This window comes from Leucobacter chromiisoli, from assembly GCF_016522505.1.
GTDB lineage: Bacteria > Actinomycetota > Actinomycetes > Actinomycetales > Microbacteriaceae > Leucobacter > Leucobacter chromiisoli.
The window spans coordinates 36,744-62,780 of the sequence record NZ_JAEHOH010000001.1 but is presented as its reverse complement, the minus strand read 5'-3'; the positions used below and the strand labels follow the sequence as shown (position 1 = coordinate 62,780).

At 71.7% G+C, this 26,037-nt stretch carries 20 protein-coding genes; 3 read left to right on the top strand and 17 right to left on the bottom strand.

Going from position 1 to position 26,037, the window contains the following annotated elements; all coding sequences use genetic code 11:
* Positions 1-5 precede the first annotated feature (5 nt).
* Positions 6-1,415 (top strand): aldehyde dehydrogenase family protein, encoded by a 1,410-nt coding sequence (locus tag JD276_RS00300; protein WP_200112612.1) that lies wholly within the window; start codon positions 6-8, stop codon positions 1,413-1,415.
* A 41-nt stretch (positions 1,416-1,456) separates the two neighbouring features.
* Here JD276_RS00300 and JD276_RS00295 read toward each other — a convergent pair whose 3' ends face one another.
* From JD276_RS00295 to JD276_RS00275, 5 genes are read right to left on the bottom strand one after another with little or no spacing between them, the layout of a single operon-like run.
* Positions 1,457-2,818, bottom strand: a complete 1,362-nt coding sequence (locus tag JD276_RS00295; RefSeq protein ID WP_200112610.1) for a UbiD family decarboxylase — start codon at positions 2,816-2,818, stop codon at positions 1,457-1,459.
* The gene (locus tag JD276_RS00290; RefSeq protein ID WP_200112608.1) at positions 2,769-3,398 is read right to left on the bottom strand and encodes a UbiX family flavin prenyltransferase; all 630 of its coding nucleotides are present in this window, start codon (positions 3,396-3,398) and stop codon (positions 2,769-2,771) included. The genes JD276_RS00295 and JD276_RS00290 overlap by 50 nt, the downstream gene beginning before the upstream one ends.
* Positions 3,395-5,152, bottom strand: a complete 1,758-nt coding sequence (locus JD276_RS00285; protein WP_200112606.1) for a dihydroxy-acid dehydratase — start codon at positions 5,150-5,152, stop codon at positions 3,395-3,397. The genes JD276_RS00290 and JD276_RS00285 overlap by 4 nt, the downstream gene beginning before the upstream one ends.
* 2 nt (positions 5,153-5,154) lie before the next feature.
* The gene (locus JD276_RS00280) at positions 5,155-6,363 is read right to left on the bottom strand and encodes an NAD(P)/FAD-dependent oxidoreductase (RefSeq protein WP_200112604.1); all 1,209 of its coding nucleotides are present in this window, start codon (positions 6,361-6,363) and stop codon (positions 5,155-5,157) included.
* Positions 6,363-7,820, bottom strand: a complete 1,458-nt coding sequence (locus tag JD276_RS00275; RefSeq protein ID WP_200112602.1) for an NAD-dependent succinate-semialdehyde dehydrogenase — start codon at positions 7,818-7,820, stop codon at positions 6,363-6,365. Before JD276_RS00275 ends, JD276_RS00280 begins: the two co-directional genes overlap by 1 nt.
* Between JD276_RS00275 and JD276_RS00270 the strand changes: the two genes are divergently transcribed.
* Complete coding sequence (locus JD276_RS00270; protein ID WP_504739334.1) at positions 7,819-9,369, top strand: MFS transporter; 1,551 nt, start codon at positions 7,819-7,821, stop codon at positions 9,367-9,369. The genes JD276_RS00275 and JD276_RS00270 overlap by 2 nt on opposite strands.
* Before the next feature lie 63 nt (positions 9,370-9,432).
* On the opposite strand, the gene JD276_RS00265 is transcribed toward JD276_RS00270, so the two are convergent.
* The 10 genes from JD276_RS00265 to JD276_RS00220 form a co-directional block, all read right to left on the bottom strand.
* Positions 9,433-10,947, bottom strand: a complete 1,515-nt coding sequence (locus JD276_RS00265; RefSeq protein WP_200112598.1) for a PucR family transcriptional regulator — start codon at positions 10,945-10,947, stop codon at positions 9,433-9,435.
* Between the two features lie 84 nt (positions 10,948-11,031).
* On the bottom strand, positions 11,032-11,988 hold the full coding sequence (locus JD276_RS00260) for a 2-hydroxyacid dehydrogenase (RefSeq protein WP_200112595.1): 957 nt from the start codon (positions 11,986-11,988) through the stop codon (positions 11,032-11,034).
* Positions 11,989-12,045: 57 nt separating this feature from the next.
* The gene (locus JD276_RS00255) at positions 12,046-12,375 is read right to left on the bottom strand and encodes a 2Fe-2S iron-sulfur cluster-binding protein (RefSeq protein ID WP_200112593.1); all 330 of its coding nucleotides are present in this window, start codon (positions 12,373-12,375) and stop codon (positions 12,046-12,048) included.
* Positions 12,375-12,902 carry an aromatic-ring-hydroxylating dioxygenase subunit beta gene (locus tag JD276_RS00250; protein ID WP_200112591.1) on the bottom strand — a complete coding sequence of 176 codons (528 nt, stop codon included), beginning with the start codon at positions 12,900-12,902 and terminating at the stop codon, positions 12,375-12,377. The genes JD276_RS00255 and JD276_RS00250 overlap by 1 nt, the downstream gene beginning before the upstream one ends.
* An 8-nt stretch (positions 12,903-12,910) precedes the next feature.
* Positions 12,911-14,341 (bottom strand): aromatic ring-hydroxylating oxygenase subunit alpha, encoded by a 1,431-nt coding sequence (locus tag JD276_RS00245; protein ID WP_200112589.1) that lies wholly within the window; start codon positions 14,339-14,341, stop codon positions 12,911-12,913.
* 109 nt (positions 14,342-14,450) lie between these two features.
* Positions 14,451-15,455 carry an ABC transporter ATP-binding protein gene (locus JD276_RS00240; RefSeq protein WP_200112587.1) on the bottom strand — a complete coding sequence of 335 codons (1,005 nt, stop codon included), beginning with the start codon at positions 15,453-15,455 and terminating at the stop codon, positions 14,451-14,453.
* Positions 15,452-16,420, bottom strand: coding sequence for an ABC transporter ATP-binding protein (locus JD276_RS00235; RefSeq protein ID WP_200112585.1), 969 nt, complete (start codon positions 16,418-16,420; stop codon positions 15,452-15,454). Before JD276_RS00235 ends, JD276_RS00240 begins: the two co-directional genes overlap by 4 nt.
* Positions 16,417-17,361: an ABC transporter permease gene (locus tag JD276_RS00230; RefSeq protein ID WP_233615150.1), complete on the bottom strand. Its 945-nt coding sequence runs from the start codon at positions 17,359-17,361 to the stop codon at positions 16,417-16,419. The genes JD276_RS00235 and JD276_RS00230 overlap by 4 nt, the downstream gene beginning before the upstream one ends.
* Entirely contained in the window at positions 17,358-18,440 is a 1,083-nt protein-coding gene (locus tag JD276_RS00225) for an ABC transporter permease (protein WP_307866361.1), read from the bottom strand. The genes JD276_RS00230 and JD276_RS00225 overlap by 4 nt, the downstream gene beginning before the upstream one ends.
* Before the next feature lie 12 nt (positions 18,441-18,452).
* Positions 18,453-20,045 carry an ABC transporter substrate-binding protein gene (locus JD276_RS00220; RefSeq protein WP_200112583.1) on the bottom strand — a complete coding sequence of 531 codons (1,593 nt, stop codon included), beginning with the start codon at positions 20,043-20,045 and terminating at the stop codon, positions 18,453-18,455.
* Positions 20,046-20,286: 241 nt separating this feature from the next.
* Between JD276_RS00220 and JD276_RS00215 the strand changes: the two genes are divergently transcribed.
* On the top strand, positions 20,287-21,048 hold the full coding sequence (locus JD276_RS00215; protein ID WP_200112581.1) for an SDR family oxidoreductase: 762 nt from the start codon (positions 20,287-20,289) through the stop codon (positions 21,046-21,048).
* Here JD276_RS00215 and JD276_RS00210 read toward each other — a convergent pair.
* Positions 21,008-23,023 carry a YhgE/Pip domain-containing protein gene (locus JD276_RS00210; RefSeq protein WP_200112579.1) on the bottom strand — a complete coding sequence of 672 codons (2,016 nt, stop codon included), beginning with the start codon at positions 23,021-23,023 and terminating at the stop codon, positions 21,008-21,010. The two genes, JD276_RS00215 and JD276_RS00210, sit on opposite strands and share 41 nt — an antisense overlap.
* On the bottom strand, positions 23,020-25,899 hold the full coding sequence (locus JD276_RS00205) for an MMPL family transporter (protein ID WP_200112577.1): 2,880 nt from the start codon (positions 25,897-25,899) through the stop codon (positions 23,020-23,022). The genes JD276_RS00210 and JD276_RS00205 overlap by 4 nt, the downstream gene beginning before the upstream one ends.
* Positions 25,900-26,037: the final 138 nt, after the last annotated feature.

The following is a 26,037-nucleotide window of genomic DNA, read 5'->3' as shown; positions in this document are numbered from 1 at the left end:
CACGAATGGACATCTTCTCCCCCGTCGACGGCAGCGTGATCTCTCAGGTCGCCGACACCACCCCGGAGGAGGTCGCGGACGCCGTCTCGGCGGCCCGGCGCGGCTTCGACGTGTGGTCGGCCCGCTCCCCCATGGAGCGCGGCCGCGCGCTGCGCCGCGTCGGGGAGGCCATGCTGCAGCACGAGGACGAGCTCGCCGAGCTCGAGGCCCGCAACCTCGGCGCCCCGCTCCCCTCGAGCCTCGCCATGGTGCGCCGCGCCGCGCAGTCGTTCTTCTACTTCGGCGAGCTCGCCGACAAGGTCGCGGGCGACGTCGTGCCGGTCGAGGGGGACTACTTCGCCTACTCGAAGCGGGAGCCGCACGGCGTCGTCGCCGCGGTCGTCCCCTGGAACGCGCCCATCATCTTCGCCACGAAGAAGATCGCCCCGGCGCTCGCGTTCGGCAACGCGTGCCTGCTGAAGCCCGCGCCCGAGACCCCGCTCAGCGCGCTCCTGCTCGAGCGGCTGATGCTCGAGTCGGGGCTGCCCGAGGGAGTCGTGCGCGTGCTGCCCGGCGGCCGCGCGACCGGCGAGGCGCTCACGGGCGACCCGCGGGTCTCGCTCATCGTGTTCACCGGGCACGACGGCACCGGCAAGGCGATCGCCGCCGCGGCGGCCGGCAACCTCGTGCCGACGGCGCTCGAGCTCGGCGGCAAGTCGGCCCAGCTCGTGTTCGCCGACGCCCCGGCGAACCGACTCGTCGAGGGCCTCGCGAGCGGCATCTTCGCGAACGCGGGGCAGGCCTGCATCGCCGGCAGCCGCATCCTCGTCGAGCGCGGCGCGGAGGAGGACCTGCACCGGAGGCTCGCCGAGCGCACCCGCGCGATCCGGGTGGGCGACCCGCTCGCCCCGTCCACGGAGGTCGGCCCCCAGACCACGAGGACGCAGCAGGAGAAGACCGAACGCATGATCCGCGACGCGGTGGCCGGCGGGGCATCCCTGCTCGCGCAGGCGGAGCTGCCCGACTCGGCCGATCTGGGCGACGGCTACTACGTCGCCCCGACCCTGCTCGCCGACGTGAGGCCCGACATGGAGATCGTGCGCGAGGAGGTGTTCGGCCCCGTGGCCGTGCTCGCCTCGTTCGAGACCGAGGCCGAGGCGATCGCGATGGCGAACGACACGGAGTACGGGCTCGCGGCCGGCGTCTGGTCGACCGACGTCGCCCGCGCCCATCGCGTGGCCGACCGGCTGCGCGCGGGCACGGTGTGGGTGAACACCTACGGGGTGATCTCGGACCGCATGCCGTTCGGCGGGATCGGCCGCTCGGGCTACGGCCGCGAGGGCGGGCGCGCCGCCGTCGAGCTGTACACGCGGCTGAAGTCGGTGTGGACCTCGCTGCACGACGACGAGGTGACGCGCGACATCGAGCTGCCCTGAGGCCAGGGCCCGGCGGATACCCGCCCCGGCCGCTCCCGCCCTCAGGGCAGCCGCACGCGCTCGCGGCCGGGGATCACGGCGGGTACGGTGCGCTCGCTGCCGAGCGGCCGGGTCGCGTCGAGTCCCATGCGCGAGGTCGTGCCGTCGGCGTCGAGGCTGCGGTCCACCGGGTTGCCGCGGCCCCGCCCCATGAGGTGCAGATCCCGATCCGGCTGGAACCAGATGGCGACCGCCCGCTCGACGGCCGCGAGGTCGTAGACGTCGACGTCGTGGTCCACCACCACGACCTGCTTGAGGTCGCGATGACCGGCGAAGGCGGCGACGATGGCGTCGCCCGGGTCGCCCGCGATCTGCTTGCGCAGCGACACGACCGCGTGGAACTTGCGCAGCCCGCCGAGCGTCACGTGCACCCTCTCGACCGCGGGCACGACGGCTCGGGTCGAGCGCAGCAGCACGGCCTCGTTCGGCAGCCCCATGATGTTGAGCTGCGACACCGAGCCCGACGCGAGGCCGTGGTAGACCGCGCCGCGGCGCATGGTGAGCGCCGTCGCGCGGAACACGCGCTCCCTGCCCCGCTCGTAGTTGCCGTCGAACTCGGCGAAGGGCCCCTCGTCCGCGCGGGTGTTCGGCAGGATGTGCCCCTCGATGACGATCTCGGCGCACGCGGGCACCCCGAGGGGCACGGTGCGGCCGGGGGCGAGCCGCACGGGCTCGCCCCGCAGCGCACCCACGATGCCGAGCTCGTCGAAGCCGTAGGGCGCGGCGCTCCCGGAGGTCGCTGCGGCGAGGTAGGCGGCGGCGTCGAGGCCGAGCGCCACGACGACGGGCAGGGGCCGGTCCGCGGCGTCCGCCGCGTCGAGCATGCGGTGGAGGTGCCGCTGCACGACGACGATGCCCGTCTCGCGCGGCCCGCGCACCTGCATGCGGTGATACGAGAGGTTGCGCACGCCCTCGTGCTCGCCGATCACGACGCCTGAGGTGATGTAGGGGCCGCCGTCGTGCTCGTGGTGGGTGAGCACGGGCAGCTGAGCCGGCAGATCGATGTCGTCGCCTTCGACGACCACCTCCTGCACGGGCGGCACGCCCGCGGCGGCGTCCCACGGCCGGGGCGCCACGGGCCGGGCGAGCGCCTCGAGATACCGTTCCGCGAGATCCTCCGGGCGCACGCCGAGGCTCGTCGCGATCACCTCGCGGCTGCCGGTGGTGTTCATCACGACGGGATGCTCGGACCCGGCCACGCGCTCGAACAGGATCGCGCTGCCGTGATCCGCCTCGGCCGCGTAGGCGCACGCCTCGAAACGCGGCGAGACCTCGTGGGCGACGCGGATCAGTCGGCCCGCCGCCTCCAGGCGCTCAATCTCCTCCCGGATCCCCTTCGCCGCCGTTCCATGCTCGTTCGCCATCGCGCGTTCTCCTTCCGGGTGGTCCGTTCCAGCGCTGCGTGTCGTCGAGGGGCATCCCCGCGAGGTCGAAGGCCCGGCCCACCGTCTGGACGACGATGTCGTCGACGGTCTGCGGGCGGAGGTAGAACGCCGGCATCGGCGGCATGACGATGGCTCCGCTCATCGTCGCCTGCTCCATGAGCCGGATGTGCCCGAGGTGGAACGGCGTCTCGCGGAAGAGCAGCACGAGCGGGCGGCGCTCCTTGAGCATGACGTCGGCGGCCCGCACCACGAGGTTCGCGTCGTAGCTGTTCGCGATCGACGAGAGGGTCGTGACGCTGCAGGGCGCCACGATCATCGCGTCGCTGCGGAACGATCCGCTCGCCGGCGGCGCCGCGAGGTCGTTGTTCTTGTGCACGTGATCGGCGAGGGACCGCACGTCGGCGAGCCCGAGGTCGGTCTCCTCGTGCAGCGTCTGCAGGCCGGCGCCCGTGACGATCGCGTGGGTCTCGATGTCGGGCTCCGCGGCGGCGCGCCGGAGCGCCTCGACCCCGAGCAGCGCCCCCGAGGCCCCCGTGATGGCGACGATCAGGCGCCTCACGCGCCCGCTCCCGCTGCGGCGACGCCGGTGACCTCGGCGACGCCCCCGGCCCCCGCTCCGTCGGCGCACGCCTCGGCGCCGTCGTCGACCGCCGAGCGGAAGTCGCAGCCGTCCGGAGCCTGCATGACCTCGGCGCGGTACATCCTCGCGAACGCGCTCTTGCGCGCGAGCAGCCGCACCTCGGGCTCGCGCCGGGCGAGCTCCTCCTCGTCGACGAGCAGGTCGAGCCGGCGATCCCGCACCGAGAGCCGGATCAGGTCGCCCGTGCGCACCTTCGACAGCGGCCCGCCCACGGCGGACTCCGGCGAGATGTGCAGCACGACCGTGCCGTACGCCGTCCCGCTCATCCTCGCGTCGGAGAGGCGCACCATGTCGGTGACGCCCTGGGCGAGCAGCTTCTTCGGGATCGGCAGGTACCCGGCCTCGGGCATGCCCGAGGCGATCGGACCGCCGTTCTGCATCACCAGGAAGTCGTCGGCGGTCACGTCGAGGTCGGGGTCGTCGATGCGCTCGGCGAGATCCTCCGGCGAGGTGAAGACGATCGCGCGACCCGTGCGCTCGAAGAGCTCGGGCGTGGCCGCGGCGCGCTTGAGGATCGCGCCCGTCGGGGCGAGGGATCCGAAGAGGGCGACGAGGCCGCCGACGGGGCTCACGGGGTCGTCGACGGGGCGCACCACGCGGTGATCGCGCCACTCCTCGGAGAAGTCGATGTGGTCGCGCAGCCGGCCGCCGGCGATGTTCGGCGTGTCGAGGTCGAAGCGGTCCTCGAGCTCGCGCAGCACGGCGCGCACGCCCCCGGCGCGGTGGAAGTCCTCCATGTACCCGTCGCCGGTGGGCTTCAGCGAGACGACGACGGGGGTCTCCTCGCTCAGCTCGTTGAACCGCTGGAGATCGATCGCGACACCGGCGCGCCTCGCGATCGCGGTGAGGTGGATCAGCGCGTTCGTCGATCCGCTGATCGCGAGCAGCATGCGGAGCGCGTTCCGCACCGACGCCTCCGTCACGAAGGTGCGCGGGGAGGGGCCGCCGTCGCGGGCGAGCTGCGCGGCGCGGCGCCCGCTCTCCTCGGCGATCCGGAGTCGGTCCGAGGCGACCGCGGGGATCGTGGCGGAGCCGGGCAGGGCGAGCCCGAGCGTCTCGACGATGCTCGCCATGGTGCTCGCCGTGCCCATGACGGGGCAGGTGCCCGCGGTCGACGCGAGCCGCTGCTTCACGAGCGAGAGCCGCTCGCGGCTGAGCCCGCCCGCCCGGTACTGCCCCCAGTAGCGGCGGCAGTCGGTGCAGGCGCCGAGCCGCTCGCCCTCGAAGCTGCCGGTCATCATCGGCCCGACGGGCAGCATCACCGCGGGCACGTCGGCGGAGAGGGCGGCCATCGCCTGGCCGGGGATGGTCTTGTCGCAGCCGCCGACCATCACCACCGCGTCCATCGGCTGGCCCTTGACCATCTCCTCCGTCTCCATCGCGAGCATGTTGCGGAAGTACATGGAGGTGGGGTTGAGGAAGCCCTCGCCCAGGGAGATGGTGGGGAACACCATCGGCAGCCCGCCCTCCATGAGCACGCCGCGCTTGACGGCCTCGATGAGCTCGGGGGCCAGGCGGTGGCAGTTGTTGAAGTCGCTCGCCGTCCAGGTGATGCCCACGATGGGGCGTTCGAGCGCCTCCTCGCTGAAGCCCATGCTGGAGGCGAACGCCCCGCGCAGGTACGCCGCGAACTCGGGATCGCCGTAGTCGGTCAGGCCGTTCCGGATCCCCATGGCTACAGCTTCCTCCTCAGGTCGACGATGGACGGGACGGCTCTCAGGTAGTCGACGATGCGGTTCATGCTCTCGACGGCGACGAGCTTGCCCCCGAGGTAGCGCTCGACGAACCAGCCGTCCTCCTCGGTCGTGACGACGTCGGTGGTCTCGAGCGTGGGAGGCACCCAGCCGGCGAGCCGGATCGACACGCCGACCTGGTCCGACCAGAAGGTCGGGGCGCCGGTCTCCTTGATCTCCTTGCCCGTGAGCACGCGCGCGAGCGTCTTCGCCTGGGAGGTCGCGTTGAAGACGGACTCGACGCGCGCCTCCGCGCCGCTCGGGGTGCGGAAGCTGGCGACGTCGCCGATCGCGTAGACGCCGGGCACCGAGGTCTCGCACTGGCTGTTCACGAGCACGCCGCGCCCGTGCTCGGCGCCGATGGCCTCCGCGAGGTCGAGGTTGGCGAGCGCGCCGACCGCGAACACCACCTGGTCCGCCACGATCTCGGTTCCGTCGGCGAGCCGCACGCGCACCTCGTCGCCCGTCTCCTCGAGCTCGGCGACGAGCGACCCGAGGTGGATGCGCAGCCCCCTCGCCTCGTGCTGCTCCTGGAGCCACCGCGACGTGAAGGCCGAGGCCCGGCCGGTGAGCAGCGTCGGGCTGGCCTCGACGAGGGCGACGTCCAGCCCCTCGGCCGTGAGCGAGCTCGCGGTCTCGAGGCCGAGGTAGCCGCCCCCGACGACGAGGAACCGCCGGGCCCCCGAGCTGATCGCGTCGTGCAGCCGCAGGGCGTCCTCGTAGGTGCGGACGGAGTGCACCCGGGTCGTCTCCGACCACGGCGCGGGGACGGCCCGCGCCCCCGTCGCGAGCACGCAGGAGCCGTATCCGATCTCGCGGCCGTCGTCGGTGACGACGAGACGCCGGTCGGGGTCGATCGCGACGACGGCCCTGCCGGTCTCGACCGCGACGTCGATCTTCTCGTAGCCGGCGGCCCCGAGGAACGCCAACCGCTCGATCTCGACGCGCGACTTCATGACGCCCTTGGACAGCGGCGGCCGGTCGTACGGGAGGTAGGGCTCGTTGCAGAACAGCCTGACGCTGCCGTCGAAGCCCTCCCGCCGCAGCGACTTGACGAGCTCCGCCGCCGCCTGCCCGCCGCCGACGACGACGACATCGGAGAAGTCGGCGGCGGCTCCCCGGCCGGGCCGGGCGTCCGTCAGCGTCCCCATCAGAGCCCTCCCACGCAGATGTACTTCAACTGGGTGTACTCCTCGAGACCGAAGTGCGACCCCTCCCGGCCGTAGCCGGAGTCCTTCACGCCGCCGAAGGGGGCCACCTCCGTGGTCGTCAGCGACTCGTTCACGCCCACCATGCCGAACTCGAGCCCCTCGCTCACTCGGACGATCCTGCGGTAGTCGTTGGTGTAGAAGTAGGCGGCGAGGCCGTAGACGGTGTCGTTGGCCCGGGCGATCGCCTCCTCGGTGTCGTCGAACACCGAGATGGGGGCGATGGGCCCGAATATCTCGGAGCGCACGATGTCCATGTCGTCCGACACGTCGGCGATCACCGTCGGCTGCACGAAGGCCCCCGTGAGGCGCTCGCCTCCGGCGAGCACCCTGGCGCCCTGCGACCGGGCGGTCTCGAGCATGCGGCCCACGTCCTCGGCCGCACCCTCGTTGATGAGCGGTCCGATCTGAATGCCGTCCTCGACGCCGGGGCCGACCGTCAGCTTCTCGGTCTCCTCGGCGAACCGCCGGGAGAACTCCTCGGCGATTCCCCGCTGCACGAAGACCCGGTTGGTCGCGACGCACGTCTGGCCGGCGTTGCGGAACTTGCTGGCGAGCACGCCCCGCACCGCGAGCTCGACGTCGGCGTCGTCGAACACGATGAAGGGCGCGCTGCCCCCGAGCTCGAGCGAGAGGTGCTTGAGGGTGTCCGCCGACTCCCGCGCGAGATGCTTGCCCGTCGGGGTCGATCCGGTGAAGGAGATCTTGCGCACCAGGGGGTGCGCGGTGAAGGCGCCGCCGATCTCGCCGCCGCGCCCGGTCACGACGTTGAACACCCCGGCGGGAATGCCCGCCGCCTCGGCCAGCACCGCGAGCGCGAGCGCGCTCAGCGGCGTCTCCGCCGCCGGCTTCGCGACCACGGTGCAGCCCGCGGCGAGCGCGGCGCCGGCCTTGCGGGCGATCATCGCCGCGGGGAAGTTCCAGGGGGCGATGACGCCGACGACCCCGAGGGGCTCGCGCTGCACGAGGAGCCGCCGGTCGCCGGTGTTGGCCGGGATCGTCTCGCCGTACAGCCGCCTGGTCTCCTCCGAGAAGAACTCGATGTAGGCCTGCGACTGACGGATCTCGTTCCGCGCCTCCTGGAGCGGCTTGCCCTGCTCGGCCGTGAGGATGCGGGCGAGGGGCTCGAGGTGCTCGCCGATGAGGTCGTGCCAGCGGCGCAGCAGCACGGACCGCTCCTTCGCGGTGGTCTTCCGCCAGGAGCCGAAGGCCCGGTGCGCGGCGTCGACGGCCCGGTCGACGTCGGGCGCCGTCATGGCCGGCACGGCACCGACCTCGCCCCCGGTGGCGGGGTCCAGCACGGCCTGGGTCCGCCCGCTCTCGCTCGGCCGCCACGTGCCGTCCACGTAGGCTTCGGCCCGGCCGGGGAGCGACTCCAACTGCGCGAGGGTGTCTTGCATGCGGCATCTCCTTGTCAGTGCCTGGGCGTCGCCACGGGGCAGCGCCCTCGAACTCCCTCATCGTAAGTTCGCCCGCGCGGCCGCTGATATGTGCAGCAGCACAACCATGCGGGGTCGCTTTGGGCCGCGGCACGTTCCCGGGGGCCCGCGTTCGCGCGACGATATTCTCGGGGTCGCGTGCCCGCCGCCCCGTGAGCCGCCGGCGCCCCATGCCCGGGCGCCCCAGCAGAGTCGGAGCACCGTGACGGAACCCCTCAGCCTCCCGCGCGCGTTCTGGCTGCTCTTCCTCGCCACGCTCGTCTCGCGCATCGGGTTCTTCGTCGAGTCGTTCCTCACCATCTTCATGACGGACGGGGCCGGGTTCTCCGCCAGCCGCGCCAGTCTCGTCATGGCCCTCTACGGGATCGGCGGGGCGATCACCGCGCTGCTCTGCGGCCCGCTCATCGACCGGCTGGGATCGCGCACGGTCATCACGATCGCGCTCGCCCTCACGGGCACGGCCGCGGGCTCGCTCGCGCTGATCCCGCCCGATTGGCTCGTGGCCCCGATCGTGCTCGCGATGGGGGCCTTCGGGCAGGTCATCATGCCCGCATCGAACTCGCTCATCGCGAACCTGGCCAGGCGCGAGCACCAGCGGCGGGCCTACGGGTTCATGTACATGGCGCTGAACTCGGGGCTCGCGCTCGGCCCCCTCATCGGCGGCTGGCTCTCCTCCTTCTCGTTCACCGCGATGTTCTCGACCGGGATGGCGCTGCTCTACACGGGCACCTTCCTCGCCTGGCTCATCGGCGGCGGTGGCGACGCGGTCGACCGGGCCGACGCCGCGGACCGGGCCGGTGCCGATGAGCGGGCCGGCGCGGATGACCGGGCCGGCGCGGTCGACCGGAATGCGGACCGGGCCGGGCGGGCGCTCGGCGCGGCCGCCCGTCCCGGCGCTTCGAGGGCCCGGCTCCGGCCGCCGTCGGGGTTCGCCGTGGTGGCGCGGGACCGGGTGTTCCTCGCCTTCGCGCTCACCAACATCCTCTACATGGGCGTGTACCTCCAGGTGTTCGTGACGCTGCCGCTGCTCATGCTCGCCGACGGCCTCGGCACGACCGGCTACGGGCTGCTGATGGCGATCAACGGGGTGCTCGTGGTCTCGATGCAGATCCCCTTCGACCGGATGCTGGCGCGCTTCGGGATCCCGCCGCTGCTCATCGTCGCCGCAGCGCTCATCGCGGTGGGCATGGGGCTGAACATGTTCGCCTCGTCACTGTGGGGGTACGTGCTCGTCCTCGTGGTGTGGACGTCGAGCGAGCTCATCAACATGCCCCTGTCGGCGAGCGTCTCGGCCGGCATCGCGCACCCGAGCCACCGCGGCGTCTACCTCTCGGTGCACGGGATGGGGTTTCCGGCGGGGATGGCGGTGGCGTCGCTCATCGGCGGCTTCGCGTTCGCGGTGCTCGACGACCCCAAGGCGCTCTGGATGATCGTCGCCGGGCTGGGCGCAATCGTCGTCGCGCTCAGGATCCTCACCGCCCCCGCGATCCGCGCCCGCTTGAACGCCTGAGCCGGCACCCGGCAGGCGCCGGCGATCGGCGGCTCCTCGATCCGGAGCCGTCCGGCCCGGCGGCTACCCCATCTCCATGGCCCGCACCGCGAGGTAGAAGTTCACGAGATCCTCGAACGAGTTCAGGTCGCAGCCGGTGAGCTTCTCGATGAGCCGCAGCCGGTACCGGAGGGTGTTGCGGTGCACGAACAGGCGCTGCGCGGCGTCGGCGCTCTGGCAGTCGCAGTCGAGGTAGACCTGCAGGGTCTGCACGAGCTGCGCGTCGTTCTCCCGGTCGTAGTCGAGCAGCACCTTCAGGATCTGCTCGCCCACGCTCTTGAGCGGCACCTTGAGACTCGCGAGCATGAGCCGAGGGAGGTGCATGGAGCCCCGCGAGGACGACGCGATGCCGGATCGCATCGAGCCCTGGGCCTCGAGCCAGGAGAGGCGCAGCCCGGCGACGCCGGGGTACGGGCTGCCGATCCCGATGCGGGTCTCGCCCAGCCGGTCCAGGTGCCGGTGCAGCGCCTGCGCGAGGTCGTCGACCGGCACCTCCTCGGAGCACATGACGGCGACGACGTCGTCGACGAGGGCGACGGCGTACTCCCCCGCGCCGGACGGCACGAGCGTCTCGACGTTCCACGGGATGTCCTCGAGCAGCCGCGGGGCGCACTGCACATGGGCGAGCACCACTCGATTGGGTCCGTCGAAGCTCACGCCCGCGCGCGACAGCCGCCGCTGCGCCTCGTAGTCGGCGAGGTCGCCCTGGATGTAGTCGCTGATGACCTGGCCGAGGAGCTCGCGCCGGCCGTGCTGCTCGGCCTGGCGGCGCGAGAGCTCGAGCGCGACCAGCCCGAGCGCGAAGCGCATAATCTCGGGGGCGGCGCCCACGCCCTGCGTGCACACGAAGGCGACGCGCTGGTCGGAGATGAGCACCGGGTAGACGGTGACGCCATCGATCGTGTCGCCCGAGGAGATCGACGTGCGCCGGGCGATGATCTCGTCCATCGGCCACGGCGTCGAGGCCGGCTGGCTCGCCACGAGGGTGCCCCAGTAGTCGACCACCGCGACCGGCACCTCGAGCAGCCGCCGCAGCCGGCTGAGCAGCCCCTCCATGCCGAGCCGCGAGGTCAGCGCCTCGGTGAGGTCCGTGTGCGCCTGAAGCGTGCTCTGCACGGCGGCGAACTTGTCGCCCAGGGTGTAGTCGACGATGTACTCGCCGATGGAGCGCAGCGTGGTGGTGAACGGGACCGCGATGAGCGGCAGGCCGTACTGGCTCGCGGCGTCGATCATGCGCTGCGGCACGGTCTCGTGCGACAGCCCGACTGCGATGCCCACCGCCGTCACCCCGACGGAGGAGATGCGCTGGATGAAGCGCTCGATGTCCGGGGACTCGGGATCCTCCCATGCGCTGCCGAGGGTGAGGATCAGCTCGTCGCCGAGGAGGTAGGGCGCCGGATCGACCATCTCGGTCACCGTCACCCAGCGGATGCTCCGGTCGAGCAGGTACTCGGGCACGTGCACCGGCTCGAGGTTCAGCGAGCGCTCCGACAGCAGGGCCCTGAGCGTCGCGTACGACCCGAATCTGCTCTGCTTCATGTGTCTCGCCCCATTGCCAGCCGCCCCCGGATGCGCGCCGTCACCAGAAGAGCCGGGTGCGTGCGGCACCCGGCTCTTCGACAGCTACGCGCTGTAGATGTCCTCCCAGTTTACGGGGGTCTTCGGCCGTTCTCCCTGGAGACCGGCTTCGAGATTCTCGACGGCGAGGTCGATCATCGCGCGCCTCGTCTCCTCCGTGGCGCTGCCGTTGTGGGGCTGCAGGATCACGTTGTCGAGCTGCACGAGCTCGTGCGAGGCGGGCAGTGGCTCCTCCTCGAAGACGTCGAGCGCGGCCCCCGCGATCGTGCCGTTCTTCAGCGCCTCGACCATGTCGTCGGTGTTCACCACCGCGCCGCGCGCCATGTTGATGAGGTAGGCGCTCGGCTTCATGAGCTCGAAGTCCTCCTTCACGAAGAAGCCGCGGGTGCGCTCCGTGAGCGGCGTGTGCAGGCTCACGAAGTCCGAGCGCTGCAGCATGTCCTCCCACTCGGCCCACGTCGCGACGCCCGACTCGTCGATCTCGGCGTTGCGCGAGCGGTTGTGGTAGAGCACCTCGACGCCGAGGGGCGCGACGAGCTCGGCGAGGCGCCGGCCGATCCGCCCCATGCCCACGACGCCGAGGGTCGTGCGGTGCACGTCGTGGGTGAGGGGCGGCCACTCGCGCTCCCAGGAGCCGTCGCGCACGTAGCGGTCGTAGGTGACGATGCCGCGGCCGAGGGCGAGCATGAGGCCGAGCGTGAGCTCGGCGACGGCGTCGTCGAGCACCCCGGGGGTGTTCGACACGATGATCTGCGCCGAGGTCGCGGCGGGCACGTCGACGCTGTCGTAGCCGACGCCGTAGTTCGAGATGACCCTCAGGTTCGGCAGCTGCGCGATCACCGCGGCGTCGACGGGGTTGCCGGCGACGAGCCAGCCCACGGGGTCGCCGTAGGCCTCGAAGCCGCTCGTGACGTCGTCGGGGACGTCGACGACCCGGTAGGCGCTCTCGAGCCTGGCCCGCAGGTCGGCCGGGATGTCGGAGGATAGGAAGACGGTCTCCATAGGGTGTGATGCCTTTCGAACGTTGTGCCGGCCGGGGCCGGGCGGTGGGAGGGGGCCTCAGATGTCGAGCTGGGTGCTCGGGATGTCGACCTCGATGCCCTCGAGCTCCGGCTCCATCGGGATCTGGCAGGCGAGACGGCTCGTCTCGCACGGCTCGGGGACGATCGTGAGCAGCGCGGCCTCGCTGGGCTCCGGTTCGGGCAGCCGGTCCGCCCACTCGGGGCGCACCCTGACGTGGCAGGTGCCGCAGATCGCGCCGCCGCCGCAGTCGGCGACGATCCCCTGGATGCCCTCCTGCCTGGCGCCCTCCATGAGCGTCCAGCCGTCGGGCACGTCGATCTCGTCCGTCGAGCCGCCGTCGGCCGAGTGGAAGATCGCCCGCACCATCAGATGAACACCGTGAGCGCCTTGGCGAGCAGCACGCTCTGGTCGAGGTGGACGGTCCGGTGCTTGAGCAGCCAGCCGCCCTCCGTCTCGGCGAGGGTGTCGATCCGCTTGCCGACGAAGTGGTTGACCTCGTCGTCGATGCGGTTCTGGTAGACGAAGACGCGGGATCGGGTCGTCACCTCGCGGGATCCCGGATCGCCTTCGACCGAGAGCAGCACGGTGTTGGTGATGAGGTGCGACACCCGCGAGGGCGGCTCCTCGGCCCAGTGGATGTTGGTGAGGATCTGCTTCACGCGCTTCTCGAGCGTCGTGTAGCCCTCGTCCATCCAGGCGTTGTCCTGCTGCTCGCGAGTGAACTCGTTGTCGCGCATCCGGGGGACGTTGCGCACGAGCGGGATGAAGTAGCGCACCTCGGGGTGCAGCAGCTTCAGCCACTCCGCGTACTCGCGGTAGTCGAGGAGGTCGGCCTCGCGGTAGAAGAACTGCGTGACGTCGTGCAGCAGCTCGATCTCTTCTCTCTTGGACACGGTTCCCCTCACTTCGTCTCGGCGGTCGCTGCGGCGTCTACGGAGGCGGCCTCGGCGTCGGCCGGTGCGCTCTCGGCCGCACCGCGGGAGCCGCCCGGCCCCGGGCCCTTGCCGGGGAAGAGCTCGTCCCAGGATCCGGCCTTCATGAACTCGGCCCAGCGGCGGTAGAAGATGCGCGCGTTCTCCTCGGTGAACTCGCCGTTCTCCACGGCGCCCTCGAGGTGGGGCACCACTCGCGCGTGGCCGAGGCCCATCTCGTAGTTGAAGTAGATGCTGCGCGAGATCTCGCCCCGGCTGGAGTCGGTGGCGTACGACCAGTTCTCCATGTCGTCGGACTCGGTCAGCCCGCCGGGCCCGGAGTAGCTCAGGTGGTAGTGCCGCGCCATGTCCTTCACCGCGTCGGGGGCGTCGCGGTCGACCAGGAAGATCCGCCACATCTCCATCTCGGTCGGCGAGATGGGGTGGAACACCGCGATCGTGCGCGGCTGCCGGCCGTGGAACGACATGTTCGGGAAGATGGTGCCGACCGTCATGCTCACCCGGTGCTCGTCGCCGAAGCGCTCGACGCGGGCGTCGTGGCACTTCCGGTACCACTCCGAGACCTCGGGGTTCGCCGCCCAGCCGGCGGACTCCGGCTCCTTCTGGTAGGGCATCTCGCCGATCACGCCGTGCCCGAGCTTCGGGAAGCCGATCGTCGTCGCGTCCTCGGGCTCGTCGTCGCGGCGGCCGGTGCCGCCGGAGGGGTTGATGCCGACGAGGTCGACCGAGCGGTGGGAGATGTCGTGGTAGTTGTCGCCGATGAAGTTCTCGGGGGCGAACTTCCAGTTCGACGGCACCCGCCACTTCAGGATCCCGCCGATCATCTCGTTGTTGCCCGGCGAGCCGTCGCGACCGTCGAGGGCGTAGTCGAGGTACTGCTTCATGTCGCCGAGGTAGTCGTCGAACTCGGGGGCGTCGGGATCCCAGGAGGCCCACACCGTGCGCTTGTAGACCTTCACGCGGGGCGCGCGGACGAGCCCCCAGTCCTTCTTGTCGAGCTCGCCGTGGTAGTAGGTGGCGTGGCCCGGCACGCCCGCGAGATCCCCGGGGGTCTCGACGATGCGCCCGTCCATCGAGTACGACCACCCGTGGTAGGGGCACGAGAAGGTGCGGGCGTTGCCCATGTCGTTGCGGCACAGGCGCATGCCGCGGTGCGTGCACGTGTTGAGCAGCACGTGCACCTCGCCCTCCATGTCGCGGGTGACGATGACGGTGTCGGTGCCCATCTTCGACACCACGTAGTCGCCGTTCTTCGCGATCTGGTCCTCGTGCGCGACGAAGAGCCAGGCCCGCGCGAACACGCGGGAGAGCTCCTGCTTGAAGATCTCCTCGTCCACGAAGATCTCGCGGCTCACCAACCCCTTGTCCTGGACGATCAGCTCGTCGATGGGCTTCGCCATTGCATCCTCCTCGATAGTCTGCGCGAAGTGCGCTCACAGCGGCTCATTACCAAACGGTATTGATCGGCCGGTCCGTCCTACATGTTCCGCCGCACAGCAAGTGCGACCCTCACTGTGCCCGCGCATAGTCGACCGCGGTCCGGGCTCCGACCGCCTCGGGGTCGAGCAGGCGGCAGGCGGCGGCGCGCGCGCCGTCGAAGCGCACGAGCTCCGGCACCTCGGTGTCGCAGCCCTCGAAGCGATGGGGGCAGCGGGGGTGGAAGACGCAGCCCGTGGGCGCGTTCGCGGGATCAGGCACCTCCCCCACCAGCGTCTGCGGGCGCCGCCCGGAGCCGTCGGGCACGGGGATCGCGCCGATGAGCGCCTGGGCGTAGGGATGCTTCGGATCCCGCCACACGTCGCGCGTGGGCCCCGTCTCGGCGACCCGGCCCAGGTACATCACCACGACGCGGTCGGCTATCGCCCGCACCACGGCGAGGTCGTGCGAGATGAACACGAGGGCGATGCCCTCCTCCCGGCAGACCTCCACCAGCAGCCGCGCGGCATACGCCTGGGCCGAGGCGTCGAGCGCCGAGATCGGCTCGTCAGCGACGATCACCTTCGGCTTCGAGGCGAGCGCCCGCGCGAGGGCGATGCGCTGCCGCTGACCTCCCGAGAACTCGTGGCTGTACTTCATCGCGGCCGACGGCGGAAGACCCACCTTGCGCAGCACGTCGGCGACCTCGTTCACCGAGTTGACGCCCTGCTCGCCCCGCTGCTTCACCCGCAGCGAGACCACCTCGGAGATCTGGGCCCCGATGGTGCGCCGGGGATTCAGCGCCGCCGCCGAATCCTGGAAGATCATCTGCACGGGCAGCTGCGCCTCGTCGCGCCTGCGGCGGCCGAGCGGCCGCACCGGCTCGCCGTCGAACTCGATCGATCCGGCCGCCAGCGGGACGAGGCCCATGATCCCCTTCGCCAGCGTGGACTTGCCGCATCCGCTCTCGCCGACCACGCCGAGGATCTCCCCCCGGCCGAGCTCGAAGCTGACGCCGTTCACCGCCTTGATCACCATGCGGTCGCCCCGCTTGTACTCGATCGAGACGTCGTTCACGCTGAGCAGCGCTGCGCTCATGATGCGATTCCCTTCACGTGGCAGGCCGCACTATGGCCCGGGACGAACTCCAGGAGCTGCGGCGCGCGCACCCGGCACACCGGCTCGACGTAGCCGCAGCGCGGGTTGAAGCGGCAGCCCTCGGCCCACTCCCCCGCCCCGGGCGGAGCGCCGCGCATCGGCTGCAGCACGACGTCGCCGTCGTCGTCCCGGTGGGGCACGGCCGCGAGCAGCGCCTCGGTGTAGGGGTGCGTGGGCTCGCGGAACACGGTGGACGCTGCGGCGGTCTCGACGATCTGCCCGGCGTAGAACACGGCGAGCCGGTCGGCGATGCTCGACAGCACGCCGAGGTCGTGGGTGACGATCATCACCCCGATGTCCATCTCCCCCGTGAGGCGCAGCAGCAGCTCGATGATGCCCGCCTGCACCGTGACGTCGAGCGCCGTCGTCGGCTCGTCCGCGATGAGCAGCGACGGCTCGCAGGCGAGCGCCGTGGCGATGGCGACGCGCTGCCGCATACCGCCCGAGAGCTGATGCGGGTAGGCGCGGAGCGTCTTCGCCGGATTCGGCAGGCGCACGAGCTCCAGCAGCTCGGTCGCGCGGGCGCGGGCGGCCCGGCGGTTCAGGCCGCGGTGCTTCCGCAGGTGATCGGTGAGCTGCCCCTCGACGGTCAGCATCGGGTGCAGGCTGCTCAGCGGATCCTGGAACACCATCGCGATGTCGTTGCCGCGGATCCGCCCGAACTCGCGCTCTCCGAGCGTCGTCAGCTCGCGGCCCTCGAAGCGGATCGAGCCGGCGACCTCGGCCTCCTTCGGCAGCAGACCCATGACGGCCATCGCCGACAGCGTCTTCCCGCTGCCGCTCTCGCCGGCGATGCCGAGCACCTCGCCCCGCTCGAGCGAGAGGTCGATCCCCTCGACGATCGGCACCATCCGCCCGCCGATCGGCAGCGAGATGCTGAGGTCTTCGACTGCGAGCAGGCTCATTTCTTCCTCCTCTGTGAGGGCCGCGGCACCGAGCGCTTCATCTTCGGGTCGAGCATGTCGCGCAGACCGTCGCCCAGCAGGTTGAAGGCGAGCGCGACCGTGACGATGGCGAGACCCGGGAACACCGCGATCCACCAGGCGTTGAAGTGGGTCACTCCCGCCGAGATCATCGCTCCCCACTCCGGCATCGGCGGCTGGGCGCCCACGCCGAGGAACGAGAGGCTCGCGAGCAGCAGGATCGCCGTGCCGATGTCCTGCGTCGCCAGCACCAGCGTCGGCCCCGCGATGCTCGGCAGCAGGTCGACCGCGATCGAGCGGCCCGACCCGATGCCGGCCAGCCGGCTCGAGATCACGAACTCCGCGTCGCGGTAGCCGACCACGAGCCCGCGCACGGTTCTCGCGTAGATGGGCCAGCTCACGACGATGCCGGCGAGCACGGCGTTCTGCACGCTCGCACCGAGCGCGGCGGCGACCGCCATCGCGAGGATCACGACGGGGAAGGCGAAGAAGAGATCCACGAGCCGCATCAGCGCCTCGTCGATCCACCCGCCGAAGAACCCCGACACGAGGCCGATGAGCGTGCCGATGAGCATGGCGGCGATCACGAGGATCACGGCGAAGACCAGCGAGATCCTGGCGCCGTGGACCACGCGGCTGAACACGTCGCGCCCGAGCTCGTCGGTGCCGAACAGGTGCTCGGGAGACGGGGGAGCGAGCGGTGCGGCGATCTGGGCCGCGGCGCCGTAGGGCGCGATCTGGTCCGCGAAGACGATGACGATCACCCACACCAGCACGATGCCGAGGCTGATCGCGAAGAGCGGCATCCGCACCACGCGCTTCACGGCGCCCCCGGTGGCCGCGGCCTTCATGCGCCGGCGTTCGACGGCCGCGGGGATCGAGGTGGTGGTCTGCGGGACGGAGACCTCCGGCTGGGTGCTCATGTGAGCCTCACTCTCGGATCCAGGACCATGTAGCACAGGTCGACGATCAGGTTGACGAGGATGTAGGCGGTCGAGACGAACAGCGTGACGCCCATGATCGCGTTCAGGTCCGCCGTCGTGGCCGAGCGGTAGGCGTAGAGCCCCAGACCCGGCCAGTTGAAGACCGTCTCGATGAGCACGGTGCCCGCGAGCAGGCCGCCGAAGGCGACGCCGGTGACCGTCAGGATCGACCCCGACGCCGCGCGCAGCACGTAACGGCTCACGACGGTGCCGCGGCCGAGCCCCTTGGCGCGCCCCGCCCGCACGTAGTCGTTGCCGAGCACCTCGAGCACGGAGGCGCGGGTGATCCTGATGATGAGCCCCAGCGTGCTGAGGCCCAGCACGATCGAGGGGAGGATCAGGTGCCGCACCGCCGACCAGAAGATCGCGGGCTGCCCCGCGAGCACGGCGTCGACGAGCATGAAGCCCGTGCCGCCCTGGATCTTCGGGAGGCCCGGGTCGACCCGGCCGCCGCTCGGGAGCCAGCCGAGCTGGGCGAAGAAGATCATCGTCATCACGATGCCGAACCAGAAGATCGGCGTGCTCACCCCGAGCAGGGCGAGGACCCTGGCGAAGTGGTCGGGGAACCTGTTGCGGTAGAGCGCGGCCGCCAGCCCCACCAGCACCCCGGTGACCACCGCGAGCACGATCGTCGCGAAGACGAGCTCGAGGGTCGCGGGCGCGTAGCTCATGAGGTCCTGGAGCACGGGCCGCTGCGTCTGCTGGGACATGCCCCAGTCGCCCTGGATCAGCCCCGTGACGTACACCCAGTACTGCACGATGAGCGGCTTGTCGAGGCCGTACTTCTCCCGGTAGGCGGCGACGATGTCGGGATCCGCCGCCGCCCGCTCGCCGAGGGCGGCGACGGCCGGGTCGATCGGCACGAGCGTGGTGAGCACGAACGTGACGACCGTCACCCCGAACGCGAGGAACAGGGTCAGGCCGAGACGGCGCAGGGTGTAGGAGAGGACGGGGTGCCGGGACAACCGGAGCACTCTGGCTCCGGCCGCCCCGGCCGCGGTGCCGACTGACACTGTCACGATGGTTCCCGCCTACTGCTCGAGCGTCAGCGTGTCCAGCGAGGTCTGACCGGTCACGTCCATGTTCAGGTTGCCCACCCGCTTCGAGGACACGAGGTTCTGCGGCACCTCGACGACCGCGATGAAGCGGTTCGTGTCGCGGATCGCCCGCGCCCAGGTCTCGTACGCCTCGGCGCGCTCGTCGCGGTCGACCACCCGCTGCGCCGTGTCGGCGAGCGCCGCGATGTCGGGCGCCTGGTCCGCGCTCCAGTGCGCGCGCTCCGCGAGCAGACCGCCCGGGCTGTGGATGAGGAACTGGCTGGCGTCGGCGTAGTCCGGCGGGAAGGGCCAGAGCGCGGCCTGCACCTTGCCCTCCTGGTTCGCGGTGCGCGAGACCTGGGTGGGGGCGCCGTCCAGTTCGACGTTCATGCCGATCTCCTCTAGGTCGGACTGGATCTTCTGGGCGAAGAGCCCCATGTCCTGCCCGCCGACCGCGTAGTCGCTGCCGAAGGAGATGGAGAGCGTCTGGTCGCCCACGCCGCTGGCGGCGAGCGCGGCCTTCGCCGCTTCGACGTCGCGCGTGAGGCCCTCGCCCTCGGGGATCGAGCCCTCGAGCACCGTCGGGATCACACCGGTGGCCTGACGCGCGCCGTCGCCCGCCATCTCGAGGAGGCCGTCGTAGTCGAGGCCGAGGGCGACCGCCTTGCGGAAGTCGTCGTTGACCGTCGGCCCGCCCGAGTTCGTCAGCGCCAGGTAGATCACCTGCGGCAGGGGCTGGCTGACCACGTTCACCTTGCTCTCGTCCAGCTCGGAGACCTGCGGCGACGACAGCGAGTTCGTCAGATCCGATCCGCCGTTCTGGATGTTCAGGATCTGCTGCTGGATGCTGCGGGAGTTGCGGACCAGCACCTTCGAGAAGTCGGGCGCGTCGCCGCGCCAGTTCTCGCTCGCGGCGAGCTCGACCTGCGCGTTGGGCTCGTACCCGGCGAGCGAGTAGGGCCCCGAGCCGAAGGACTCGCTGAAGAAGATGTCGCCGGCCTCGTCCGCGGTCGCCGCCGTCTCGTCGGAGACCGCGCCGTGCTCCTGCACCGCCTCCGAGTCGTAGACCGAGAAGTTCTCGTTCGCGAGCATCGCGGGGAGCTCGGGCTTCGGCACCTCGCTGGAGATCACGACGACCTCGTCGCCGTCGGCGGTGACGGTCAGCCCGTCCATCAGGTAGGCGGGCGGGCCCTGGAGGTTCTTCAGGCGGTCCAGGGCGAAGACGACGTCCTTCGAGCCGAGCGTGCCGCCGCTCTCGAAGGTGACGTCGTCGCGCAGGGTGAAGCGGTACTCGGTGGCGTCGTCGTTCATCTCCCAGGAGTCCGCGAGCTCTCCGACGATCTCCCCGCTCTCGGGGTCGTAGTCGACGAGCTGCTCGTAGATCTGCGAGTTGACGGTCGACGCCGACACGTCGAAGGTGCTCGCGGGGTCGAGCGTCGTCATCTCGAGGCCGAGGTCGTAGATGAGGGTCGCGTCGGCGTCGCCGCCCTCGCCCACGGAGACCTGGCCGGAGCAGGCGGCGAGCGCGGTCGCCGTTCCGAGCGCGAGCGCGACCGCCCCTGCCCTTCGTAGTTGTTTCGTTGCCATTCCTGTCCTCCATCGCGACTAGCAGGCACGTGTTGCGTGTGTCAGAATTGCGGGACTCGCAGCACCTCCGTTGGTATCGCGAGCTCTCACAAGCCTGTTGCGTACGCCGACACCCCATCTATGTGCGACGGCACAAGAGTCGCGCTCGGCAGTAGTCGCGGCGAACAGTTCGCGCACCATCCGGCGGCGGTTACGGTCGGAGCATCTCGGGACGCCAGGATCCCGGGCGAAGGGAGCCGCCGTGCTGGAGAACAAGATCGCCGTCGTCACCGGGGCCGCGGGCCTCATCGGCCGGGCCACCGCCGAAGCCCTGCGCCGCGAGGGGGCCGTCGTCGTCGGGATGGACCGTCGCGACGCCCCGCACGCGTGCGACCGCTTCATCGTCGCGGAGCTGAGCGACGAGGAGGCGGTCGCCGCCGCATTCGCGCGCGTGGATGCCGAGTTCGGGCGCCTCGACGTGCTGTGCAGCAACGCGGGGATCGCCCCGGCCGAGGACGGCAGCGTGATCAGCACCGACCTCTCCGCGTGGGAGATGACGGTGCGCGCGAACCTGACGTCGATGTTCCTCGTCAACAAGCACGGGATCCCGCTCATGCTGCGGGGAGGGGGCGGTTCCCTCGTGAACACGGCCTCGATGCTCGGGTCGCTCGGCTCGGCCGTGCCGGGCATCGCCTACTCGGCGACGAAGGGCGGCGTGCTCGCCCTCACCGCGGACATCGCGGTCGAGTTCGCGAAGCAGGGGCTGCGGGCGAACACGGTGTCGCCCGGCCCCGTGGAGACCCCGCTCTTCACCGAGCTCGTCGACGAGGAGGGCCGCAGACGGAGGCTCGACTTCGTGCCCACCGGGCGCTTCACGCACGCCGAGGAGGTCGCGGAGGCCATCGTCTTCCTGGCGAGCGACCGCTCCTCGCACGTGAACGGCCTCGACCTCAAGATCGACGGCGGCGCGTCCATCTCCTTCGTCACCGCACCCGCCGCGCCCGCATCACCGCCAGGCCCGTGAGCACGACCCCGCCGAGGCCCCAGAGCGCCAGCAGCAGGGCACTCCCTCCCCCGCCCCCGGCACCGGTCGCGACGGCCTGGAAGCCGGCGAAGGCTGCGCCGATCGGGCTGGCGTCGCTGATCGCCTGCAGCGGCCCGGGCACGGTCGCGACGATGCCGACCGCGAAGGACACGATGAGCAGCGCGAAGGCGACGAACCTGCCGAGGCCGCCGAGCAGCGCGGAGAGTCCCTGCGCGACGAGCGCGAAGGCGATCCCCGCCATCAGCGCGAGGCCGAAGAACCCGAGCCCCTGCGCCGCGTCGTAGCCGAGGGCGACGGGCAGCACGACCCCCGCGATGGCGCCCTGGGCCGCTCCGAGTCCGAGAGCGGGCAGGGAGCTGCGCAGGGTGATGGCGAGCACACCGCGCGCCGCGTCCCGCGTGCGCCGCCACAGCGGCGCGAGCACGAGGAACGCCGCGAGCGCACCGGCCCAGAGCGCGATGCCCGCGAACAGGGGCACGCCCGACGCGTTGAACAGCTCGTCGCTCGCCCCGGTCGCCTCGACGGGCCGCACGGCGGTGTCGGAGACGCGCTCGCGCTCGGCCTCGGAGTAGTTCGGGATCTCGTCCGCGGCGGTGCGCAGCCCCTGCGCCAGCTGATCGGCGCCGTCGGCGGACTGCCGGGTGCCATCGGCCAGCTGCGCGGCGCCGTCGGCGAGCTGCGGAGTCTGGGCGGCGAGCTCGCCCGTGCCCGCTGCGAGCTGGGAGGCGCCCGTCGACAGCTGCGACGCCCCCGAGGCGAGCTGCGATCCCTGCGCGGCGAACGTCTCGAGGCCCGCGCGGAACTGCTCGGTGCCGGCGATCAGCTGGTCGAGCTGGGTGGCCGGGTCGCCGCCCGATCCCGAGCCCCCGCCGAGCGATCCCTCGAGGCCCGACATCGCGTTCCCGAGGCCGGTGGCGCCGTCGGACGCGGTCTGCACGCCCCCGCCGATCTGGGCGGCCCGGTTCGACAGCGTGCCGAGCATGCCGTCGCAGAACTCCTGCGTGGCGCCCGAGGCGAGGCACTCGGCGTAGAGCGCGCCCGCGTCCTCGCCGAGCCCCTGAGCGCCGGCGCCCGCCGCCGTCAGCCCCTCGGCGAGCTGAGCCTGCGGCCCCGCCGTCGCGCCCTCCAGCTGCGCGAGCGCACCGACGATCGCCTGCAGCTGCGACACCGCGGCGGTCGTCCCCTCCGCGAGCGGTCGGTAGGACTGCGCGAGCTGCGCGGCGCCGCCGACGTACTCGCCCACGCCGCTCGCGAGCTGCCCCGTGCCGCTCGACAGCTCGGCGGCGCCCGCCGAGAGCTGCGCGGTGCCCTCGGCCAGCTGGCCGGCGCCGTCGGCGAGCTCTCCGGCGCCGTCGGCGAGCTGGGATCCGCCGTCCGCGAGCTCCGCGGCGCCGTCGGCCGCATCGCCGACGCCGCCGTGCAGCTCGGTCATGCCGACGAACACGTTGCCGACGAACTGCGCGCCGAGCTGCTGGTTGAGCACCCCGGTGGCGGTCTGGGTGACGATGTTCGAGAGCGCCGAGTCGAGCAGGCGCCCCCGGTCGGAGGTGTCGATGTCGATCGTCGCCGTCTCAGCGGCGTCGGGTCCCTCCTGCAGCGAGGTCGCGGCGCTCGAGAAGTTCTCGGGGATCGTGACGACCGTGGCGTAGCGCCCGTCTTCGAGCCCCTCGGAGGCGTCGTCCTCGTCGGTGAGCACCCAGGTGAAGTTCTGATCGGCGTCGCCCCCGATCAGCTCGCCCGCGAGCACCCGCCCGAGCGGCACGGTCTGGCCGTCGATCTCGGCCGGCTCGTCGAGGTTGACGACGGCCGCGGTGACGCCCTCGAGGCGCTCCTGCGGATTCCACAGCCCCCACAGCAGCACGCCCGCCACCGTCAGCGGCACCAGTACGAGACCGATCACGGTGCGCCAGGTCACCGGCCGGCGGCCGCGCAGGCGGCTCGTCGTCGCGCTCATCGGTTCGCTCCCATCGCGTCGGTCTCGGTCGGAGTCTCGGTCGCGGGGCGCCAGCCGCCCCGATCGGCGCGCTCGGGAGGAGCCGCGCTCCGCAGCACGAGCCCGCCGGGCAGCACCCGCTCGGCGTGCTCGCGCGCGCCGATCACGACCAGCGTCACCGCTGGAGCCGCGCCCCGGGCCGCCTCCACCGCCCGCGCCTCCAGCGCCGAGCGCTGCGAGTCGAGGCCTGCCGACTCGGGAGCGGCTCCCGCGCTGCGGAGGTCGAGCACGAGGAGCGACGGACGATCCCGCAGCGCCTCGCGCAGCGTCATCGGGACGGCCCACGCCGACCGGGCGCGCAGCGAGCCCGCGCGCTCGGGCAGCAGGAGGCCGACGATCTTCGCGGTCCCGGCGAGGAGGCCGCCGCGTCCGCTCAGCGCCTCGGCGAGCGGCAGCGCCGCCGGGTCGGTCGGGTCGAGCAGCAGGGCCTCACCCGGCCCCACGCGCAGGTCCGGGATCTCCGTGCCGCTCGGACCGTCAGGACCGCCCGTGCCGGGCGAGCCGCCCACGCCGGGCGAACCGGCGGCTGCGAGCACGAGCCCCTCGCTCGCGATCCTCGCGTCTGGCCGGTCCTCGGGCCAGGAGGCGCGCGCCAGCTCGCGGGCGAGCCCCTCGCCCTCGACGTCGAAGGCGGGCAGTATCCGGTCGAGCCACCGCGGCATCCGCCACGCCCGGTCCCCGAGCAGGGCGAGCACCGCCGGCACGAGCGTCATGCGCACGATGAACGCGTCCACGAACACCCCGACGGCGAGACCCAGCGCGATGACCTTGATGCTCGGGTCGCCCTCGGGCACGAACGCGGCGAAGACGGCGAACATGATGACGGCCGCTGCGGTCACGACCTTCGCCGAGCCGACGAAGCCGCGACGGATCGCGGTCTGCGCGTCGGCGCCGTGCACGACCTCCTCGCGGATGCGCGAGACGAGGAACACCTCGTAGTCCATGGCGAGGCCGAACAGCACGCCCATCAGGATGATCGGCATGAAGCTCAGGATCGGGCCCGTCGAGTTCACGTGCAGCGCATCGGCGAGCCAGCCCCACTGGAACACGGCGACGACCGCTCCGAACGCCGCGCCGACCGAGAGCAGGAATCCGAGCGTCGCCTTGACGGGCACCCACACCGAGCGGAACACCATCGCGAGCAGGATCAGCGAGAGCCCGACGACGAGCACGCCGAAGGGCAGCAGGGCGTGCATGAGCATCTCGGAGACGTCGATGCCGACCGCCGTGAAGCCCGTCACCGCGAGGCTGACGCCGTACTCGCGCTCCCACTCGTCGTGCCGGTCCCGGAGCTCGTGCACGAGCTCCGCCGTGCTCTCGGCGTGCGGCCCCTCCTCGGGCTGCACCTGGATGATGCCGGTGTCTGCGCCCGCGTTGGGAGTGGCGAGCGGCACATCGGCGACACCGGGCACCGCCCGGACCTCGTCGGCGAGATCCTCCATGAGGCCGAGCGGATCCTCGCTCGTGATGATCGAGCCCGTCAGCAGGAGCGGGCCGTTCGCCCCCTCCCCGAAGTGCTCTCCCGTCAGCTCGTAGGTGACGCGGGCCGGGTCGTCGACGGCGAGAGAGGTGGCGTTCGGCAGGGCGAGCCGCAGCTGCAGCGCGGGCACGGCGGCGACGCCGAGCAGCACGAGCACCGACACGATCGTGACGAGCGGCTTCGCGGTGGCGAGGCCGACCCACCGGCCGAAGAACCGCTCCGCGCGCGAGGGGGCGACGATCGTCGAGTCGGCCGACACGGCCGTTCCGTCTCCGGGCTCGGCGATCGCCGCCGATGCGGGGGCCGGTGCGATCCCGAGCGCGCGCCGCTGCCTCGCGGGCAGGATCCTGCTGCCCGCCATGGCGAGCACCGCGGGCGTGAGCGTCACGGCGATGAGCACGGCGATGCCCACCGCGGCCGCGGCGGCGACGCCGAGGGCGGTGAGGAAGGGGATGCCGGCGACCGAGAGACCGAGCAGCGCGATGATCACCGTGAGACCGGCGAAGACCACGGCCGATCCGCTCGTGGCGGTCGCCCGGGCGATCGACTCGCGCACCTCGAGACCGGAGCGGAGCTGCTCCTGGTGCCGGCTCACGATGAAGAGGGTGTAGTCGATGCCCACCGCAAGCCCCAGCATGAGCGCGAGCATGGGCGTCGTCGAGGTGAGCTCGACGAAGGCCGTGACGAAGAAGAGGCCCGCGATCGACACGCCCACGCCGATGACGGCGATGAGCAGCGGCATGCCCGCGGCGATGAGCGAGCCCAGCGTGAGGACGAGCACGATGAAGGCCACGACCACGCCGACGGCCTCGGTCGGGCTGATGCCCGGCACCTCGGCCGAGAAGGCCTCGCCGCCGTAGGAGGCCTCCCCGCCGCTCGGCAGCCGCTCCTGCAGCTCGTCCGTGACGCGCTCGATGCCCTCGAGGGTGGAATCGGGCACGCTGTCCATCGTGCCCTCGAGCTGGATCGTGAGGAGGGCCGCGCGGCCGTCGTCGGAGAGGCCGCCGCTCGCGAGCTCGCTGAAGGGCGTCTGCACCGCGGTGACGGCCTCGAGCTCTTCGAGCTCCTCCGCCGCGTCGTCGACGAGCCCCTCGTAGGGGCCGCCGTCGACGCGCTCGCCCTCGGGAGCCACCACGATGATCGTGGCGCTCGTGCCGCTCACCTCGGGGAAGGTGCGCCCCAGGCTGTCGATCGCCGCCTGCGACTCGGTGCCCGGGATCGTGATCGGGGCGTTCGCCCCCTGCCCCCAGAGCAGCGCGCCGGCGCCGAGCAGCGCGAGGATCGCGACCCAGATCATGAGCACGAGCGTGCGGGCCCTCGTGGCCCAGCGGCCGAGGGCATAGAGCAGCGTGGACATTCGATCCCTTCGATCGGACGGCGTGCGCAGGTGGAGTCCGTGGGCGGGGCCGCGAACGCGGGGACTGCGATCCCACCTCGATACACGAACGTATCGACTTCGATACACCAATGTATCGAGAGCGGCTTCGAACAGCCT